General features: G+C 41.2%; 14 protein-coding genes. 7 read left to right on the forward strand and 7 right to left on the reverse strand.

What is annotated here, in order from left to right; all coding sequences use genetic code 11:
• Positions 1 to 70: 70 nt before the first annotated feature.
• Complete coding sequence (mtgA, locus tag MMO42_RS13455; RefSeq protein WP_005296075.1) at positions 71 to 745, reverse strand: monofunctional biosynthetic peptidoglycan transglycosylase; 675 nt, start codon at positions 743 to 745, stop codon at positions 71 to 73.
• Positions 746 to 817: 72 nt separating this feature from the next.
• On the opposite strand from mtgA, the gene MMO42_RS13460 reads away from it, so the two are divergent.
• The gene (locus MMO42_RS13460; protein ID WP_241320887.1) at positions 818 to 1,624 is read left to right on the forward strand and encodes a rhomboid family intramembrane serine protease; all 807 of its coding nucleotides are present in this window, start codon (positions 818 to 820) and stop codon (positions 1,622 to 1,624) included.
• Here MMO42_RS13460 and MMO42_RS13465 read toward each other — a convergent pair.
• Positions 1,621 to 4,107 carry an FtsX-like permease family protein gene (locus MMO42_RS13465; protein ID WP_241320888.1) on the reverse strand — a complete coding sequence of 829 codons (2,487 nt, stop codon included), beginning with the start codon at positions 4,105 to 4,107 and terminating at the stop codon, positions 1,621 to 1,623. The genes MMO42_RS13460 and MMO42_RS13465 overlap by 4 nt on opposite strands.
• A complete protein-coding gene (locus MMO42_RS13470; protein WP_241320889.1) occupies positions 4,104 to 4,808 on the reverse strand; it encodes an ABC transporter ATP-binding protein in 705 nt (234 codons plus the stop codon). Before MMO42_RS13470 ends, MMO42_RS13465 begins: the two co-directional genes overlap by 4 nt.
• A 36-nt stretch (positions 4,809 to 4,844) precedes the next feature.
• Here MMO42_RS13470 and MMO42_RS13475 point away from each other — a divergent pair, with 36 nt between their 5' ends.
• A complete protein-coding gene (locus MMO42_RS13475; protein ID WP_241320890.1) occupies positions 4,845 to 5,474 on the forward strand; it encodes an arylesterase in 630 nt (209 codons plus the stop codon).
• Positions 5,475 to 5,499: 25 nt separating this feature from the next.
• On the opposite strand, the gene aac(6')-I is transcribed toward MMO42_RS13475, so the two are convergent.
• Together aac(6')-I and MMO42_RS13485 are read right to left on the reverse strand one after the other, a co-directional pair.
• Positions 5,500 to 5,940, reverse strand: coding sequence for an AAC(6')-Ighjkrstuvwx family aminoglycoside N-acetyltransferase (gene aac(6')-I, locus MMO42_RS13480; protein WP_241320891.1), 441 nt, complete (start codon positions 5,938 to 5,940; stop codon positions 5,500 to 5,502).
• Positions 5,941 to 6,047: 107 nt separating this feature from the next.
• The gene (locus MMO42_RS13485; RefSeq protein WP_005145019.1) at positions 6,048 to 6,662 is read right to left on the reverse strand and encodes a carbonic anhydrase; all 615 of its coding nucleotides are present in this window, start codon (positions 6,660 to 6,662) and stop codon (positions 6,048 to 6,050) included.
• 233 nt (positions 6,663 to 6,895) lie between these two features.
• Between MMO42_RS13485 and MMO42_RS13490 the strand changes: the two genes are divergently transcribed.
• The gene (locus MMO42_RS13490) at positions 6,896 to 7,912 is read left to right on the forward strand and encodes an alpha/beta hydrolase (RefSeq protein ID WP_241320892.1); all 1,017 of its coding nucleotides are present in this window, start codon (positions 6,896 to 6,898) and stop codon (positions 7,910 to 7,912) included.
• 25 nt (positions 7,913 to 7,937) lie between these two features.
• Positions 7,938 to 8,948: a hypothetical protein gene (locus tag MMO42_RS13495; protein WP_241320893.1), complete on the forward strand. Its 1,011-nt coding sequence runs from the start codon at positions 7,938 to 7,940 to the stop codon at positions 8,946 to 8,948.
• A gap of 22 nt (positions 8,949 to 8,970) precedes the next feature.
• Here the strand turns inward: MMO42_RS13495 and MMO42_RS13500 are convergent, their stop codons facing one another.
• Together MMO42_RS13500 and nfuA are read right to left on the reverse strand one after the other, a co-directional pair.
• The gene (locus MMO42_RS13500; protein ID WP_241320894.1) at positions 8,971 to 11,016 is read right to left on the reverse strand and encodes a TonB-dependent receptor; all 2,046 of its coding nucleotides are present in this window, start codon (positions 11,014 to 11,016) and stop codon (positions 8,971 to 8,973) included.
• Between the two features lie 224 nt (positions 11,017 to 11,240).
• Positions 11,241 to 11,879, reverse strand: coding sequence for a Fe-S biogenesis protein NfuA (gene nfuA / locus MMO42_RS13505; protein WP_004652044.1), 639 nt, complete (start codon positions 11,877 to 11,879; stop codon positions 11,241 to 11,243).
• Positions 11,880 to 12,032: 153 nt separating this feature from the next.
• Between nfuA and MMO42_RS13510 the strand changes: the two genes are divergently transcribed.
• From MMO42_RS13510 to MMO42_RS13520, 3 genes are all read left to right on the forward strand, one after another.
• A complete protein-coding gene (locus MMO42_RS13510; protein ID WP_241320895.1) occupies positions 12,033 to 12,650 on the forward strand; it encodes a rhomboid family intramembrane serine protease in 618 nt (205 codons plus the stop codon).
• 134 nt (positions 12,651 to 12,784) lie between these two features.
• Positions 12,785 to 14,467, forward strand: coding sequence for an arylsulfatase (locus MMO42_RS13515; RefSeq protein WP_241320896.1), 1,683 nt, complete (start codon positions 12,785 to 12,787; stop codon positions 14,465 to 14,467).
• Positions 14,464 to 15,468: an SUMF1/EgtB/PvdO family nonheme iron enzyme gene (locus MMO42_RS13520; protein ID WP_241320897.1), complete on the forward strand. Its 1,005-nt coding sequence runs from the start codon at positions 14,464 to 14,466 to the stop codon at positions 15,466 to 15,468. Before MMO42_RS13515 ends, MMO42_RS13520 begins: the two co-directional genes overlap by 4 nt.
• The last annotated feature ends 20 nt before the right edge of the window (positions 15,469 to 15,488 follow it).

A 15,488-nucleotide genomic window follows, 5' to 3' on the forward strand; every position in this document is an offset into this window, starting at 1 on the left:
TATGCTGCAAAATTATGTCAATTTGGTAAAAAAGCCCAAAATTATTGGGCTTTTTTTAAAAATTTTCGAATTATTGCGGAAGTTGTATACCATTCATATATTTCAAGATCACACGTTTACGGTATTGCAGCTTACGATCATTGCGATTGTCTTGATAATATTTAGGATTTGGCAATAATGCAGCCAAGAAAGCAGCCTGCTCCCGAGTCAGGCTTTTCGCACTTTTGCCATAATAAAATTGAGCTGCAGCTTCAACCCCATAAATGTTTTGGCCAAACTCAACCGAGTTCATATACACTTCTAAAATACGGCGTTTCGACCACATCCGTTCCATCATCCAAGTTGCAACCGCTTCCTGTCCCTTACGAATGAATGAACGTTTATTATATAAAAACAGGTTTTTTGCCAACTGTTGCGAAACCGTTGAACCGCCTGCAACGAGCTCACCTTTTTCACTATTTCGTTCCAATGCAAATTGAATCCCAGCCCAATCAAAACCATGGTGATGAATAAATTTGGCATCTTCACCCGCTAAAATGGCGCGTTTGAAATTATCGCTAATATTGTCATAGTCACGCCATTCTTGCTTAATCGGTTTGAAGTCGGTCAAATAGTCCCAACGCATAAACATTGTGGTTTCAACAGGATGTGTCCGCCACCAGACCAAACTACTGAAGATCCATAGTTGGATCAGTAGAATAACCCCGATAATCAACATTACTGCGCGTGCTAAAAAGGCTTTCATTAAAGTGCATCACTCCATCGTGCAACAAATTCATGCTAAGCTATTTTTTATATCAATAACTAGCGTAAACACATGACTGAAACGACTCCACCACAAATCAATCAAAAATTGCAAATACAAACATGGTGGTTTACTGCGCTACTGATTGCAGTCAATGTCGGATTATTTGGCTGGCAAATTCTTTCAGGTGTGAATATTACCGACCCTGCCCCAGTAGATGCAATTGCTTGGGGTGCAGATTTTACGCCACTCACCTTCACAGGTGAACCAGAACGATTGTTCAGTAGCATGTTTTTCCATTTTGGCATGATTCATTTAATGCTCAACATGTGGGCACTGTATATCTTTGGCAGCGTTGCCGAGCAACTATTTGGACGAAGCTACTACATCGGGCTGTATTTCCTTGCGGGTTTAATGGGAAGCGTACTTTCAAGTTATTTAAGCATTCGTGATGGCTATGAACTGTTGCAGCACTTTGATCCTAATCTCTTGCCACGTATCAGTGCAGGCGCATCAGGAGCAGTCATGGGACTTGGTGCTGCACTGACGGTCATCTCTCTATTTCCTGCATTACCACAGCAACGTTTTTGGCTGGATAAAAAATCCTTGTTGATGATTATGGGGATTAACCTTGTCTTTGGTTTTACGGTTTCAGGTATTAATAATGCTGCACATATCGGTGGCATGATCATGGGTGCTCTACTTGCAGCAACATGGTATTTCAGCCAAAAAATGCAAAATAAAGCCTTCTTTCAAATCCTTGCTTTAATTTTGGGTACGCTATTACTTGCTGCATTTTATTGGTATTGCACCGCGTTAAGCACAGGACTCAATCCATTGTGGCATGAAATCCTGCGCCAAAACCAATCTACATTTTAAGACTGATTCATTTCTCTTAAACTCTGTAGCGGTGGAATATCGCATAAATAACTGAGACGATAACGGCCGATCAACGTACAAATGATCATCATGCTCAGCGGTAAAATCAACCAAATTTCAGGATGCCATTGCACTGCCATTTGCATCCTGTGACTTGCAATCGCACTAATGACCTCAGCAAATAAACAGGCAACAATACCTGCTAACAATCCAATGAAACCAATCTCAAGACTGAGCATACGTTTGAGTTTATTTTTAGCAATACCAAATGAACGCAATAAAGCAACCTCTTTGCGACGCTCATCCATCAAGACATTCAAACAAGCGATCAGCACCAACACACCAGATAGCCCGACCAATACAGCCAGTACGGTGACAATCTGAACCAATACATTCATCAACCGTTTCACTTCTTCCAAGATACGTCCAACATCAATAAAAACCGTATTGGAAAACTGCTGAATCAGTTGCACCATTTTTGGCTGATCCGCTGAGGGTAAATAGAAGCTACCTAAATAACTACCCGCATTTTCATCCATGGTTTTAGGTGAGAAGATAAAGAAGAAATTCGGACTAAAGCTTTCCCATTCCACTGTACGCAGGTTAATCACCGTTGCCTCTAATGTCCCTTCAGGTAAGCTAAAACTAAGTTGATCACCAATTTGAATCCCTAACTCCTGCGCTGTTTTTTCCTCCACAGACACTTGCCCGACTTGAGTAAAATGAGCTACACCTTGAGTAATCACATTGTCTTTGGGATAGGAATCTGCTTGAGTCAAATTCAATTCACGGCGCAATGAATTGTTTTGTTTAACTAACTCTGGCGCAAAGGCATGACCATTTTTAGCGACCAGCCGCCCGCGAATATTTGGATATAGCGGTGTCGATTGCCAACCATTTTGTTCAATTTGTTGTTTAAACTGCGGCATATCAAATGGCGGTAAACCGTAAACAAATTGATTGGGTGTACCCACAGGTAATTGCTGTTGCCAACGTTGCAGTAGGTCTGTTCTTAATACACTCAATACCGTGATCAAGCTTAACCCCAACGCCAAAGCAGTAATCTGTAAGGCGGTCTGATGAGGAATCCGAACATAGGCAGAAATAGGATGCTTAAGCTGTTTAATGGCTTTCAGTAACAACCAAATCACCGCATAAAGAATAGCGCAAAGCAACAAAATTGCAGTGAGCACCAACATGCTCAACTGCAAGTTATCACTCAACACCAAACTGAACATAATCAAACTGGCGATACCAATCGCAAACATAGCGAAATATGACTTACGCGAACGTTCTTGTTGGCGGATCACTCGAATCGGTGGTGTATTCAGTAATTCCCAAATGCTTGGCAAAATAAAGCCAACCAACACCATCACACTGGTAAAAATCGCAATCGGCAAGGCATAAAGCAGATCTGCGATTGCGAAACTCAATTGCAGTTGTGGAATCAGTTGCAGCATCAACTGCAATAAGCCATAGCCCAAAGCAATCCCAATCAAACTGCCCAATACAATCGACAAGGCACTGACGATGCCAAGCAAGGCAATATAAGCCCATAAAATTTGTCGCTTACTCGCCCCTAAACAACGCATCAATGCAATATGATCTTGATTCTGCTGCACATAACGCTGACTGGTTAAAGCAATCGCAATGCCACACAGCAATATGGTTAATAAATTGGCAAGCTGTAAGAAAGTATCCAGATTTTCAATCGGCTTCATTAAACGAGTATTGGATTGGCTGGCATCTCGGAGTTTAAGCGAACTCTGTTCATTCTCCTCCAATTGTTGATCTGCCTGCGGATCAACATCCTGTTCAGGATGCTGCGATTGCTGAAAAATCTGTTTATAGCGCTTGACTGCATCTGGCCCACCCGCGATTAACAGTCGATATTCGATTCGACTGCCCACCTGAACTGCATTGGTTTTCGCAATATCAGCTTGGTGAATCATCACTGTTGGAGAGAAACCTGAAAATCCAGTCTCTTGGTTAGAATCACGCTCAATAATGCCTGTGACTGTAAATTGGCCATCAGCAATCGCAAGCGGCTCTCCCATTTTTGCCTGCAATAAATCCATGGCTCGCTGACTTAACCAAACCTGCCCAGGCTGTATCGCTTGTGCTTTAGGTTGAATATCTAACTGACCACGTAACGGAAAATTCGTATCTACCGCTTTGACATTAACCATCACAAACTGATCTTGTGTATGCGCCATAGAACTAAATAGGGTGACAGGCGCTTGTTTCAACTTCAACTGGTCTGCCTGTTGCCGCCAGTTGGCTTGAATCGGATCTTTATCCGATAGCACCAAGTCGGCTCCCAACATCTCAGCTGCTTGCAATGCAACTGCATTTTGGACTTGGGTATTACTAAACTTGAGTGCCGTGGTGGCACTGATTGCCAACGAAAGTGCAATAATCAGCAGATATAATCCACCTGTCCGAAAGCTTTGTAGCAGTAAGGGTTTAAGTACTGAACTCATAGTCCCTCCTTCAGCTTTACGATTTCCTGGATCCGACCATCGGCAAGTTTGACATGACGTTGGCATAAGGCAGCCAAGCTCTGATCATGCGTCACCAACACTAAAGTTGTACCGAGTTCTTGATTTAAATCAAATAAAAGTTGCTCAACCTCTTCCGCAGTTTGCCCATCGAGATTGCCTGTAGGTTCATCGGCAAAAATAATTTTTGGTTCTGCAATCAAGGCACGTGCAATCGCGACACGTTGTTGCTCTCCACCAGAAAGGACCTTCGGCGTTTGCTGAGCCTGTCGAATTAATCCCACCCGTCCCAGCCACGCCAATGCTTTTTGCTCAGCTTGCTTGAAATTAAAATCAGGCTGCAAACGTAATGGCAACATCACATTTTCCAAAGCACTCAACTGCGGTAACAGCTGAAAAGACTGAAATACAAAGCCAATATTTTCTAGCCGAACACGAGCCCGTTGCTCTTCTGATAAGCTATGTACTGCCTCACCACAGACCCATAACTCACCCAAACTTGGTCGATCCAGTGTCGCGAGAATACCGAGTAAAGTTGATTTTCCTGAGCCTGAACGTCCCGTAATCGCGATTTGTTCACCTTGATAAATATCTAAATCAATGTCTTTTAAAATCGTAAGACTTTGCTGATTAATTTGAATATGTTGTGTAACTTTTTGGGCAGAGATAATCGGTTGTGGCATGATGTCACGTATCCTTTAGGACAAATTTGAAATACGATGCAAAAATCTAAAGTTATCTGGTCAGTATCAAAAGCAGTTGGGATCATCAGCATGTGTTTGATCCCAACATGGGTTTCAGCAAAGACTATTTTGATTTTGGGTGATAGCCTGAGTGCTGGTTATGGCATAGATGTAAAGCAAGGTTGGGTTCATTTATTACAACAGCGTTTAGACCAACAGTATCCGAAACAGCATAAAGTGGTCAATGCAAGTGTCAGTGGTGAAACCACCAGTGGTGCACTGGCAAGACTGCCAAAATTATTGCAAACCTATAAACCTGAAGTGGTCGTCATTGAACTTGGCGGCAATGATGGATTACGTGGTCAACCGCCACAAATGATCCAAAAGAACCTTGCTCAATTGGTACAACTTAGCCAAAAACAGAAAGCCAATGTTTTACTGTTTGGTATGAAAATACCACCGAATTATGGGACAGCCTATAGTGCGGCTTTTGAAAATAATTACAAAATTGTAAGTCAGCAATATAAAGTGAAATTACTGCCTTTCTTCCTTGAAGGTGTGGCTGGGCAGAAAAATTTGATCCAGAATGATCAAATCCATCCCAATGCCAAAGCACAACCAATGATGCTGAATGTGGCTTATCCTTATATTAAAGGCGCCTTATAAGCGCCTCTTTAATAACTAGAATCTTTTAACTGATATTTTTCTTGAAATAAACCACGCGTTCAGTTTCATGAAAACCTAAAGCCTGATGCATTGCATGACTGATGGTATTATCAATTGCTGCATCTGAAGCAAATTCAGTACATGCATATTGTTTGGCCCATTGTTCTACTTGTTGAATCAATTGAGTGGCAATACCTGAACGTCGGTGCTCAGGCAGGACATAAATCCCTTCCAGAAACGCCACAGGTGAAGTTTGCGTACCGTTCACATATTCATGTCGAATTGATGCTTCTAACATCGCAATCGGCTGTTGCCTTTCTGAATATGCCAATAACTGCAAACTATCTGCTCGTGTAAGTAACTGACGCATTTCCAATAAATGCGCATCTTCATGATCAGGCCAAAGCAAAATTCTTAATTGTAACCAATCTGCCAATAACGCTTCAGATATAGGCATAATTTTCATAGCCCTATGACCCTTCTCTATCCATTACTGCATGAAACCACAAAAAAGAAATTTCGATTTGCTGCATTCGCAAAAATAATGGCGAGCTTATTCACCCGCTATCAGTATTAAAAATCAAAAAAAGTTACTTCACCTGTTTCAAGCGAATATTCTGCCCCGACAACAATCATTTTACCTTTTTCAATCAGGCTTTCTAACACGGCAGAACCATGACGAAGTTGATTTACCGAAGCAAATACATTGGAACGTACCGCATGCGCAGACAGCTTTTTCAAATCGTTTTTCAATTCAGTTTGCATCAAAATTTCAACCGAAGGGCGAACACGGTTCACAATCGACATTAAATTTGATGAAGGCGGGTGATCAGGATGCATCAAGGTGTCAATCGTGGCCTGAATCGCACCACAGTGGCTATGACCAAGTACCACCACAACTGCACAATCATAGCGCTCAGCAGCAAATTCAACACTTCCCACTTGTGACGGCGCAACGATATTTCCTGCAACGCGAATCACGAACAAGTCACCTAAGCCTTGATCAAACACCATTTCTGCGGGTACACGTGAATCAGAACAACCTAGAACAATTGCAAAAGGATTTTGATCACTTGCCATCTCGGCACGTTCTTGGTGAGATAACAACTTTTGTTGAACTGCTTCCCCTTTTACAAAACGGGCATTACCAGCTTTTAAACGTTCTAATGCTTCTTGTGCGGTGAGCATGCGTGTATCCATTTGTGATTGAGCTAGCCAAACAGTTTAATGTGCGCCTGTTTGAAAGTCACTGACAAAAACAGAAACTCTCAATCGAACTCGCAATCTTTTCATTGCGAAAATCGTAGAAAATTGATGATTTCATTGGCAAGAATTTCCAGACATCTGTAAATTATGCAAATGACTCCTGTAGCGTCTTCCCTAATAATCAATATGTTTAAAAATAAATCAAGGACAGAACAATGAACATGAGAAATCGATTTTCCTTCCCCTTTCGTAAGACCTTAACCGCTGCTTTGCTTGCCTGTAGTTTCACAACAGCTGCAATCAGCACGACACAAGCAGCAGAAATTGAGATGAGCTTTCAAAATGTTCTACAACAAGAACGTGCATGGGCTGGCCTACAAACCAAGACGTTAAAAGTGGGTGATATTACATGGTCGTATAGTGAAGGCGGACAGGCCGGAAAACCGATTGTGATTTTGATTCATGGTTTAGCAGGAAGCCGTGATAACTGGAACCGTGTCGCACGTGCGCTGACTGCAAATTATCATGTGGTGATTCCAGATTTGCCGGCCAGCGGTGAAACACAGGTTCCGAAAGACTTTGATTATTCGGTTCCAAATGTTACCGAAAAACTCCGTCGTTTTGTCGAAGCAGCCAACCTCACAGGACCTGCACATGTTGCTGGTCATTCATTGGGTGGCTCAATTGCGATGCTCTATGCAGGCCAATATCCGTTTGAAACCAAAAGTTTGTTTTTGATAGATGCTGCTGGTGTTTATAAGTCTGCCACCACCCCTTACTTAAAAGATCCAAATCAGTTGAAAAACATGATCGTGAGCAAGAAAGGTGACTTTAACTTCTTAATGCAACAGGCCATGTATAGCCCACCTTTCATTCCAAAGGAAATTGCCCAAGCGCAAGAAAAAATGATGATTGGTCAGATTGAGCAAACCCAGAAAATGGTCGATCAAATCATTGCACTCAATAAATTATATACACCCGATTCATTTGCCTTACTTGCGCGTTCAATTGATGCACCAACACTCATTTTATGGGGCAAGCAAGATAAAATTATCAATGTCGAGGTTGCACCTGAGTTAAAATCACTGATGAAAAATGCGCAAGCACCAGTGATCTTGGATAATGTTGGACATATGCCAATCTTGGAAGCAGATCAATTGGTGGTTCAGCAATATTTACCGTTTTTAAGCAAAATTCAGGCACAAAAACCTGCAACTGCGCCATCACCATAACTTTGAAGCAATAATTTGAGATTTTATGTCTAAACATCCAATGATAGAACAACTGATTGATGCACAACTTGATTTCCTTGATGCAGAGTTTGCACAAGCAGAAACCATTCAACTTGAGTTTAAACAGTTCTATCATTGGTTGCGTCTACAACAGCTACAACATATTTGGTCGTTTGAACAAATTTTTAAATTGATCGAAACACAAATTTTAGCTACACCTGCCAGCTCATTTTTAGTTGAACAGATTGCTGAACATATCCGCTTTGCCTTGATCCATCCTGCCAACGATCAAACCCGCATTGAAGATGTCATTCCTGTACTTACCATCGACTCAATCGCACAGTATGTGGCGAGTAAAAGTAGTCATCGCCAACGTTTGATCAAAACCATTGTCAATAATCCTGCTTTCTCAGCACTGATTACACAACTGATTCAGCATTCCATTCAAGACTATTTAGATAACTCCATGGTGTCTAAACGTGTTCCTGGTGTTGGACATTTCATGAAAATGGGAAAATCAGTTTTAGAATCTGTGACTGATTCCAACCTGAATGACACGATTGGACATTACCTGCAAAAGAATATTTTAAAAATTAGCCAGATGAGTGAAAAAGTCTTAAATCAACATTTTAATGACGATAAGCTTTACCATTTCCAAGCCAACCTTTGGCATAAAATTAAAGTCATGCCTTTATCGGTATTGCGTCATTATGTCGAAGTGCAAGATTTACCTAAAACAGTGGGCATGGGACACGAAATTTGGGATCACATTCGTCAAACCCCTTATCTCAAACAGCAAGTGCACGATGGCGTATATGCATGGTATGCACATAATCAGGAACGCACTTTTGACCTGTTATTGCGTGATCTGAATATCGATGAAGAATTGATTGAAAATGAGCTAACTGACCTACTTACACCAATTTTAAATCAAGTTATTCAAACAGGTTACTTAAGACAACGCGCACGTACGTATTTAGAAAAGTTTTATTATTCTGAAAAAACCCAAAACATTCTAAGTCAGAAAGATCGTTAAACGATCTTTCTGACTTATTCACTTAGTATTTAACAGTTACGCCGACAAATGCACGTTGACGTTCTACTAAATATGAATCATCGCCATTTGATAAGTTCTTATCAAATAGATTGCTCAAACCAGTTCTAAACGTCAGATTGTCATTGTAGTTATAGTTTGCAGACACCCCAAAAATGGTATGAGGTTTTTGCAGGCTACTGGTTGTTACATTATTACCAAAATATTGTTTTCCTGAATGTTTTGCATTGAATTCAAAAGCAAAAGCATCTGTTGGTTTCCAATTTAAAGCTGAGTTCACTGTAATTTTAGGTGTCGTAATTAGCTCTTCACCTGTATCTAAGTTTTTTGCCTCAAAGAAATAAGTCATATTATTGTTCCAATACAACGTATCTGTGAGTGGGAAGTTTGCAACGACCTCTAAACCTTTCGTCCGTGCTTTACCTATATTTTCATAACGGGTATACCAACGACCGTTAATCTTATCTAATGCAGCATAATCAATTTTATCTTTGAAATCAGTATGGAAATACGTCACACCAAGATCAGCGTTAAAGCCCGTATAATTGAAGCTAATTTCATAGTTGGTACTTTCTTCAGGTTGCAGATTTGGATTACCTGCCATGTAACAACCACCTGTGGTATATCCCAATGGGATTAGAGAACTACAACCGCCCCCTCTAGAAAAGGTCGCTGCACCTGCAGTTGTTTCTTTTAATGATGGTGCTCGGAAACCTTTTGCAACTCCACCTTTGATAGTGAAATCTGTCACTGGATGAAAAACAAGATAAGCTCGTGGACTATGATGTGAACCGTATTTATCATCATGGTCTAAGCGATCACCAATCGTTAAATTTAAGTTGTCTAATAAACTTATATTATTTTCCAAGAAAACTGCCCAAGTCTTATTATCAACAGTTGGGTCTGAATATTTCTGCCCATCCCAACTTCCATCTGGCGATGTTCCAATCGTTTGAGTATTGGTTAACTCATTTTTCTTCCACTGCCCACCAACTGTTAACGATTGTTCAAACAGTACATTGAATGGGATATTCAAATTACCTTCAACAATTGTTTCATTTGATTTGGCAATTCCACTCTCATTACTACTATCGTAATCATTGTAATATGCAGATAGTTTAGATTTACCAAAACCCCAATCCCCATCATGGGAAATACTATAAGTGTGATGTTCTAAATTGTCTGGTCCCCAAGAGATCTCCCCCTCACTAATCGCACCACCACGTCCAACGACCTCACCAAATCCTGCTTTATTTTTTTGAGTTGAAATTCCTGCTTCAACAGCAACTTGATGTTTATCATTAATTTTATAATTCAATAATGCATTATAGTTTTCATCAATGTATCCAGAAGTCCCTTTACCAGCTTTAATATTCTGATCAGCTTCACGCTCTGTACGACCAGCAGTTAAGCGCAAGCCTAAACTATCAGTTAATGGGCCTGTCACCATAACACCCATTTGGTCAGTATGGCCTAAATCCCCTGAAGTCGTCGGAACAGTATAATTACGAGTTAAGCTCCCGCCCCATTTGGTTGGAATCTTACGGGTAATGATGTTGATTACCCCACCCATCGCATCTGAACCATAAAGTGAAGACATTGGGCCTCGTACCACTTCAATTCGCTCAATCATTTCAGGTGTAATCCAGTTTAAATCCTGACGACCTAAATCTGGGCGATAGTTTGTATCACGAGAAGAGCCAATACGTTTTCCATCAATTAAAATAAGAGTGTAATTGTCAGGTAAACCGCGTAATTTAATTTTTGAACCATCACCATTAGGACTCGTTCCACCTGTAACACCAGGAACTTTATTCAATAATTCACCAATACTGCTAACTGGTTGTTTTTCTATGTCTTCACGCGTAATAACACTAATACTGGCTGGTGCATCCTTTACGTCTACAGCTTGACTACTTGCTGTCACAACGATCTTTTCTAATTGAACCGCATCTTTAGTCGTTTGAGTTTCTGCTGCATATGCAACGGTCATCATACTGCTAATAACAGAGACTGCGAGTAATGATCGACGTGCTATTTTGTTAGACATATTCCCACCTGATTCAGATAAATCTTAAGATTTGCTTAAAAATTCATGAGAATTCTAACAAAAAACAAATAAAACTCAATAAAAATGATAATTATTATTATTTATGTATTCACTTTATTTTGCATATATCTTGTTATGAAATAAAGAAAAATACCGTATTTTTTGATCAATCAATAAAAAAAGCCCTCGAAAGGGCTTTTAAAAATACAGTAAATTTCTAGCAATTATTTAAAATAAGCGCCTTCTGCTTGTGTATGATCCGTTTGGTCAACCACACGCTGTAGTTCAGGCACATGCTGTCTCAACGTTGTTTCCACACCCTGTTTTAAGGTGACATCAATCGCAGAACAACCTTGGCAACCACCACCGAATTTCAATACAGCAGTAAGACCGTGTTCTGGATCATTATTGACTTCTACCAAACTACAATTACCGCCATGCCCTTCAAGACCTGGATTAATTTCAGATTGCAATACATAAGTAATGCGCTCTTCAATTGAAGCATCTGGGCCTACGCGTGGCACTTTCGAGTTTGGTGCACGGAATGTTAATTGACCACCAAAACGATCTTTGTTGTAGTCAATTACAGCATCAACCAAATACGGAATTGATGGCGCGTCAACATAAGCAGGAAAGTTAGGATAATCCTGCTTATAGTCTGTCGGTACGACTTCTTCAGGCGCGCTATATGCCATACAACATTCAGCACGTGGAGTACCTGGATGTTCTACAAAAACACGAACGCCAATTCCTGGGGTATTCTGCTTTGCTAATAAATCACCTAAATACTCTTGTGCAGAGGGAGTAATTAAAAGGTTTGGAATTTCTTCTGCGACAGCAGTGTTGGTGTTCTCAGTCGACATAACAATAATCCTCAAGCTGATGTCGTTATATTAACCGAAGATGGAGGGTAATTAAAAAAAATCAACCATTTTTGTAGGAATTCTATGCAAGAACATTGTTTATTAAGTTTTTAATGGCATTATTGCTTAGACTCTGATCAATTTAAAATATTTATGTTACATCTACCCTTTGGTCACACTGTGACGCTGATCATTATTACTGTGGCAATTTCCTTGTTGGCATTCTCCAATCAAGCAGTAATGAATCGTTTGATCTTTTGGCCACCTGCAATGCAACGTGGGCAATATGACCGTTTTATCACGCATGGTTTTATTCATGCCGATGGCACGCATTTATTGTTCAACATGATCACGTTGTTTTTCTTTGGCAATATCATTGAAAGCTTTTATCGTCAGTTTTTCTACGACATGGGCTTTGTCTTATTTTACCTCGGCGGATTGATTGTTGCGATTCTACCGAGTTACATAAAACATCGTCATGATGCACGCTGGGCAAGCTTAGGTGCTTCTGGTGCAGTTTCTGCGGTCTTGTTTGCTTACATCCTGTTCCAGCCTTGGAACTTGATTTTTGTATTCTTTATCCCTGTTCCTGCGATTATTTTCGCCATTTTGTATGTGGCCTATAGCATCTGGTCTGGCAAACGCGGCAATAGCAACATCAACCACAGCGCTCATCTGTGGGGTGCTGCCTATGGTGTCGTAGTAACCATCATTCTGGAACCTAGAGTCATTCCTCATTTTCTGAACCAATTGGCCAAACTGCCGTTCTAAATCATTTTAAGCATGAGCCCCGATATCGGGGCTTTTCTTTTTTTTAGATTAATAATCAAATTTTAATTATTTTTATCATAAAAATCATCTCTCTAAACTCGCCATAATTCTTTTATAAAATTCAGCTGATTCTAATGTCTCGTAACAGCCTCCTGAGCACACTCTCGATTGCACTTTTTAGCCTTTCAATTTCAGCCTGCAGTAATAATGATTCTGATGATTCAAATACTGTAGTTGAAACCAAGAAACAACCTAATGTTTTATTCATCATGGCCGATGATTTGGGTTATTCAGACTTAGGGGCGTTTGGTGGAGAAATCCATACTCCGAATATCGATGAATTGACCCGAGCAGGTCGTATTTTAACGGATTATCATACCGCACCAACCTGCTCGCCAACGCGTTCACAATTGATCTCAGGTACTGACCACCATTTAGCAGGAATTGGGGCGATGGCTGAGCTCACACCTGAACATTTAAAGGGGCAACCAGGTTATGAGGGCTATCTAAATGAACGTTCGCTCTCCATTGCAGAAGTTCTGAAAGATAATGGCTACCGAACCTACATCAGCGGCAAATGGCACTTAGGCTTGACGGATGCCACCAATGCACATGCCAAAGGTTTTGACCATTCCTTCACGCTCTTACAAGGTCTGGATCTTCATTTCAAACAGACACCCGCAGCGTATAAACGTAATGCCACCTATACTGAGGATGGCAAGCAAGTACCAATCTCATCCTTGCCTGATAATTTCTTTTCGACCAACTATTTTACTGACAAACTGATTAGCTATTTAGATTCAGGGAAAAATTCAGGTAAACCATTCTTTGCCTATGCTGCTTACACTGCACCGCATTGGCCCTTACAAGCCCCTGCCGAATATCGTGACCGTTATCGTGGTGTTTACGACGTAGGCTATGATGTGATTCGAGATGCACGTATTGCCCGTCAAAAACAGCTTGGCTTAATTCCAGCGAATTTTACTGCAGCTGAACCAATCGCCACACAAAATGCACCACAAAAATATGGCAAATGGAATGAGCTTTCAAGTGAACAAAAAGCACTGGAAGCCCGCAGAATGGAAATCTATGCAGGTATGGTCGAAAATCTGGATGCCAATATCGGTCGTGTCATTCAATACCTCAAAGCCAATGGCTTATATGACAATACTTTAATTTTCTTCGTTTCAGATAACGGCGCAGAAGGCTTTATTCGTGGCAATTATGGTGCCGAATCTGGTTTTGATAATAGTGTCAATAATGTCGGCACCTCGAGTTCCTACCACTATGTGGGGCCACGCTGGGCAGAAGTCAGCGCTGCACCTTTCCACCTATGGAAAGACACTGCTGGTGAAGGTGCAACCACTGCACCTGCAATTGTAAAACTCCCACATCAAACCAAAGCTCAAACCACCCATCATGGTTTTGCCTCTGTTCTAGATGTTTTCCCGACGGTTTTAGATTACGCCAATATCGCAGTACCACAAGGGCAATATAAAGGTCGTCAGATTAATACTCCAAGCGGCTATTCATGGAAAGCTGTGCTCGAAAATAAAGCCGAAGCTATTCGTCCAGTCAACTTTAGTTTTGCGGATGAATTACATGGCAGTAAATATGCCCGCCAAGGAGATTGGAAAATTGCATTACAAGGTACACCAGAACTAGGAACCGGCTCTTGGGAACTGTACAACCTCAAAAATGATCGGGGCGAAACACAAAATCTCGCTCAGAACAATCCTGCAAAACTGCAAGAACTTGTAGATGTATACAATCAATACACGCAGAAAAATGGCGTTAAGGAATATTTCCTTAAATGAAGTGGATGACCTTTTTAGTTTCACTCAGCAGCCTGTCGCTTGTGGCGGGCTGTAGCAAAGTTAAGCCTGATCATACAAGCCATACTCGTACGCAAAGCAGTTCGCTAGCTCAGTTGGGTTCATTGCAGCAATGCAAAAAATATTCGGGTGTCCCCGACGCATGGCAAGACAATAAAACTGCAGGCATGGTGTGGATTCCTGAAGGTTCATTTCAATTGGGATCAAATCTTGCCTACCCAGATGAGCTGAATTTTGGAAAATCACAACGTCAGGTAAAAGGGTTTTGGATCGATCAAACCGAAGTCACTGTGGCTCAGTTTTCCAGTTTCGTCAAAGCGACAGGCTATATCACTGATGCAGAAAAACAGAAGCAGGCTGCAGTATTTTCTCCTGATGTGAATAACCCAAATCAATGGTGGCAACTGAAAGCAGATTACACCTGGAAAAATCCCAACGGTAGCGCAGGTCAAGCCCCTCTTCCCTCTGAGCCAGTTCGCTACGTTACCAAGAATGATGCAGAACATTATGCAGTTTGGTTAGGTCGTGATTTACCCACAGAACAAGAATGGGAATATGCCGCCAAAGCAGGCTCAAAAACAGATACACCCTTACATCAAGTGCCCCAGGATGCACATCAACATCCGCAAGCCAATTATTGGCAAGGTGAATTTCCACAGAAAAACACCGCTGAAGATCATTTTGCAGGGGTGGCACCTGTGGGCTGTTATGCCGCCAATGCATTCAAGTTATACGATATGATCGGTAATGTCTGGGAATGGACCTCTTCCGTTTATCATGGCGCTCATGATCAGCACATGGGCAATTACGCTGAATTACGTCAACAAAATACCACGGCAACCCAGTATGTCCTTAAAGGTGGGTCTTTTTTATGCGCATCAAACTTTTGCGCTCGTTACCGCAATAGTAGCCGTTATCCACAAGAATTTGATTTAGCCGCAACACATGTGGGGTTTAGAACCGTTTTCCGCGCACTGGAATGATACAAATCTGCATTAAAAAC

It is taken from the genome of Acinetobacter sp. ANC 3882 (assembly GCF_022549545.1).
Classification (GTDB): domain Bacteria; phylum Pseudomonadota; class Gammaproteobacteria; order Pseudomonadales; family Moraxellaceae; genus Acinetobacter.

What these genes read in the sequence shown, in the direction of transcription:
- mtgA (WP_005296075.1), bottom strand. Translation starts at nt 745, where the DNA reads ATGAAAGCCTTTTTAGCACGCGCAGTAATGTTGATTATCGGGGTTATT.
- MMO42_RS13460 (WP_241320887.1), top strand. Translation starts at nt 818, where the DNA reads ATGACTGAAACGACTCCACCACAAATCAATCAAAAATTGCAAATACAA.
- MMO42_RS13465 (WP_241320888.1), bottom strand. Translation starts at nt 4,107, where the DNA reads ATGAGTTCAGTACTTAAACCCTTACTGCTACAAAGCTTTCGGACAGGT.
- MMO42_RS13470 (WP_241320889.1), bottom strand. Translation starts at nt 4,808, where the DNA reads ATGCCACAACCGATTATCTCTGCCCAAAAAGTTACACAACATATTCAA.
- MMO42_RS13475 (WP_241320890.1), top strand. Translation starts at nt 4,845, where the DNA reads ATGCAAAAATCTAAAGTTATCTGGTCAGTATCAAAAGCAGTTGGGATC.
- MMO42_RS13485 (WP_005145019.1), bottom strand. Translation starts at nt 6,662, where the DNA reads ATGCTCACCGCACAAGAAGCATTAGAACGTTTAAAAGCTGGTAATGCC.
- MMO42_RS13490 (WP_241320892.1), top strand. Translation starts at nt 6,896, where the DNA reads ATGAACATGAGAAATCGATTTTCCTTCCCCTTTCGTAAGACCTTAACC.
- MMO42_RS13495 (WP_241320893.1), top strand. Translation starts at nt 7,938, where the DNA reads ATGTCTAAACATCCAATGATAGAACAACTGATTGATGCACAACTTGAT.
- MMO42_RS13500 (WP_241320894.1), bottom strand. Translation starts at nt 11,016, where the DNA reads ATGTCTAACAAAATAGCACGTCGATCATTACTCGCAGTCTCTGTTATT.
- nfuA (WP_004652044.1), bottom strand. Translation starts at nt 11,879, where the DNA reads ATGTCGACTGAGAACACCAACACTGCTGTCGCAGAAGAAATTCCAAAC.
- MMO42_RS13510 (WP_241320895.1), top strand. Translation starts at nt 12,033, where the DNA reads ATGTTACATCTACCCTTTGGTCACACTGTGACGCTGATCATTATTACT.
- MMO42_RS13515 (WP_241320896.1), top strand. Translation starts at nt 12,785, where the DNA reads ATGTCTCGTAACAGCCTCCTGAGCACACTCTCGATTGCACTTTTTAGC.
- MMO42_RS13520 (WP_241320897.1), top strand. Translation starts at nt 14,464, where the DNA reads ATGAAGTGGATGACCTTTTTAGTTTCACTCAGCAGCCTGTCGCTTGTG.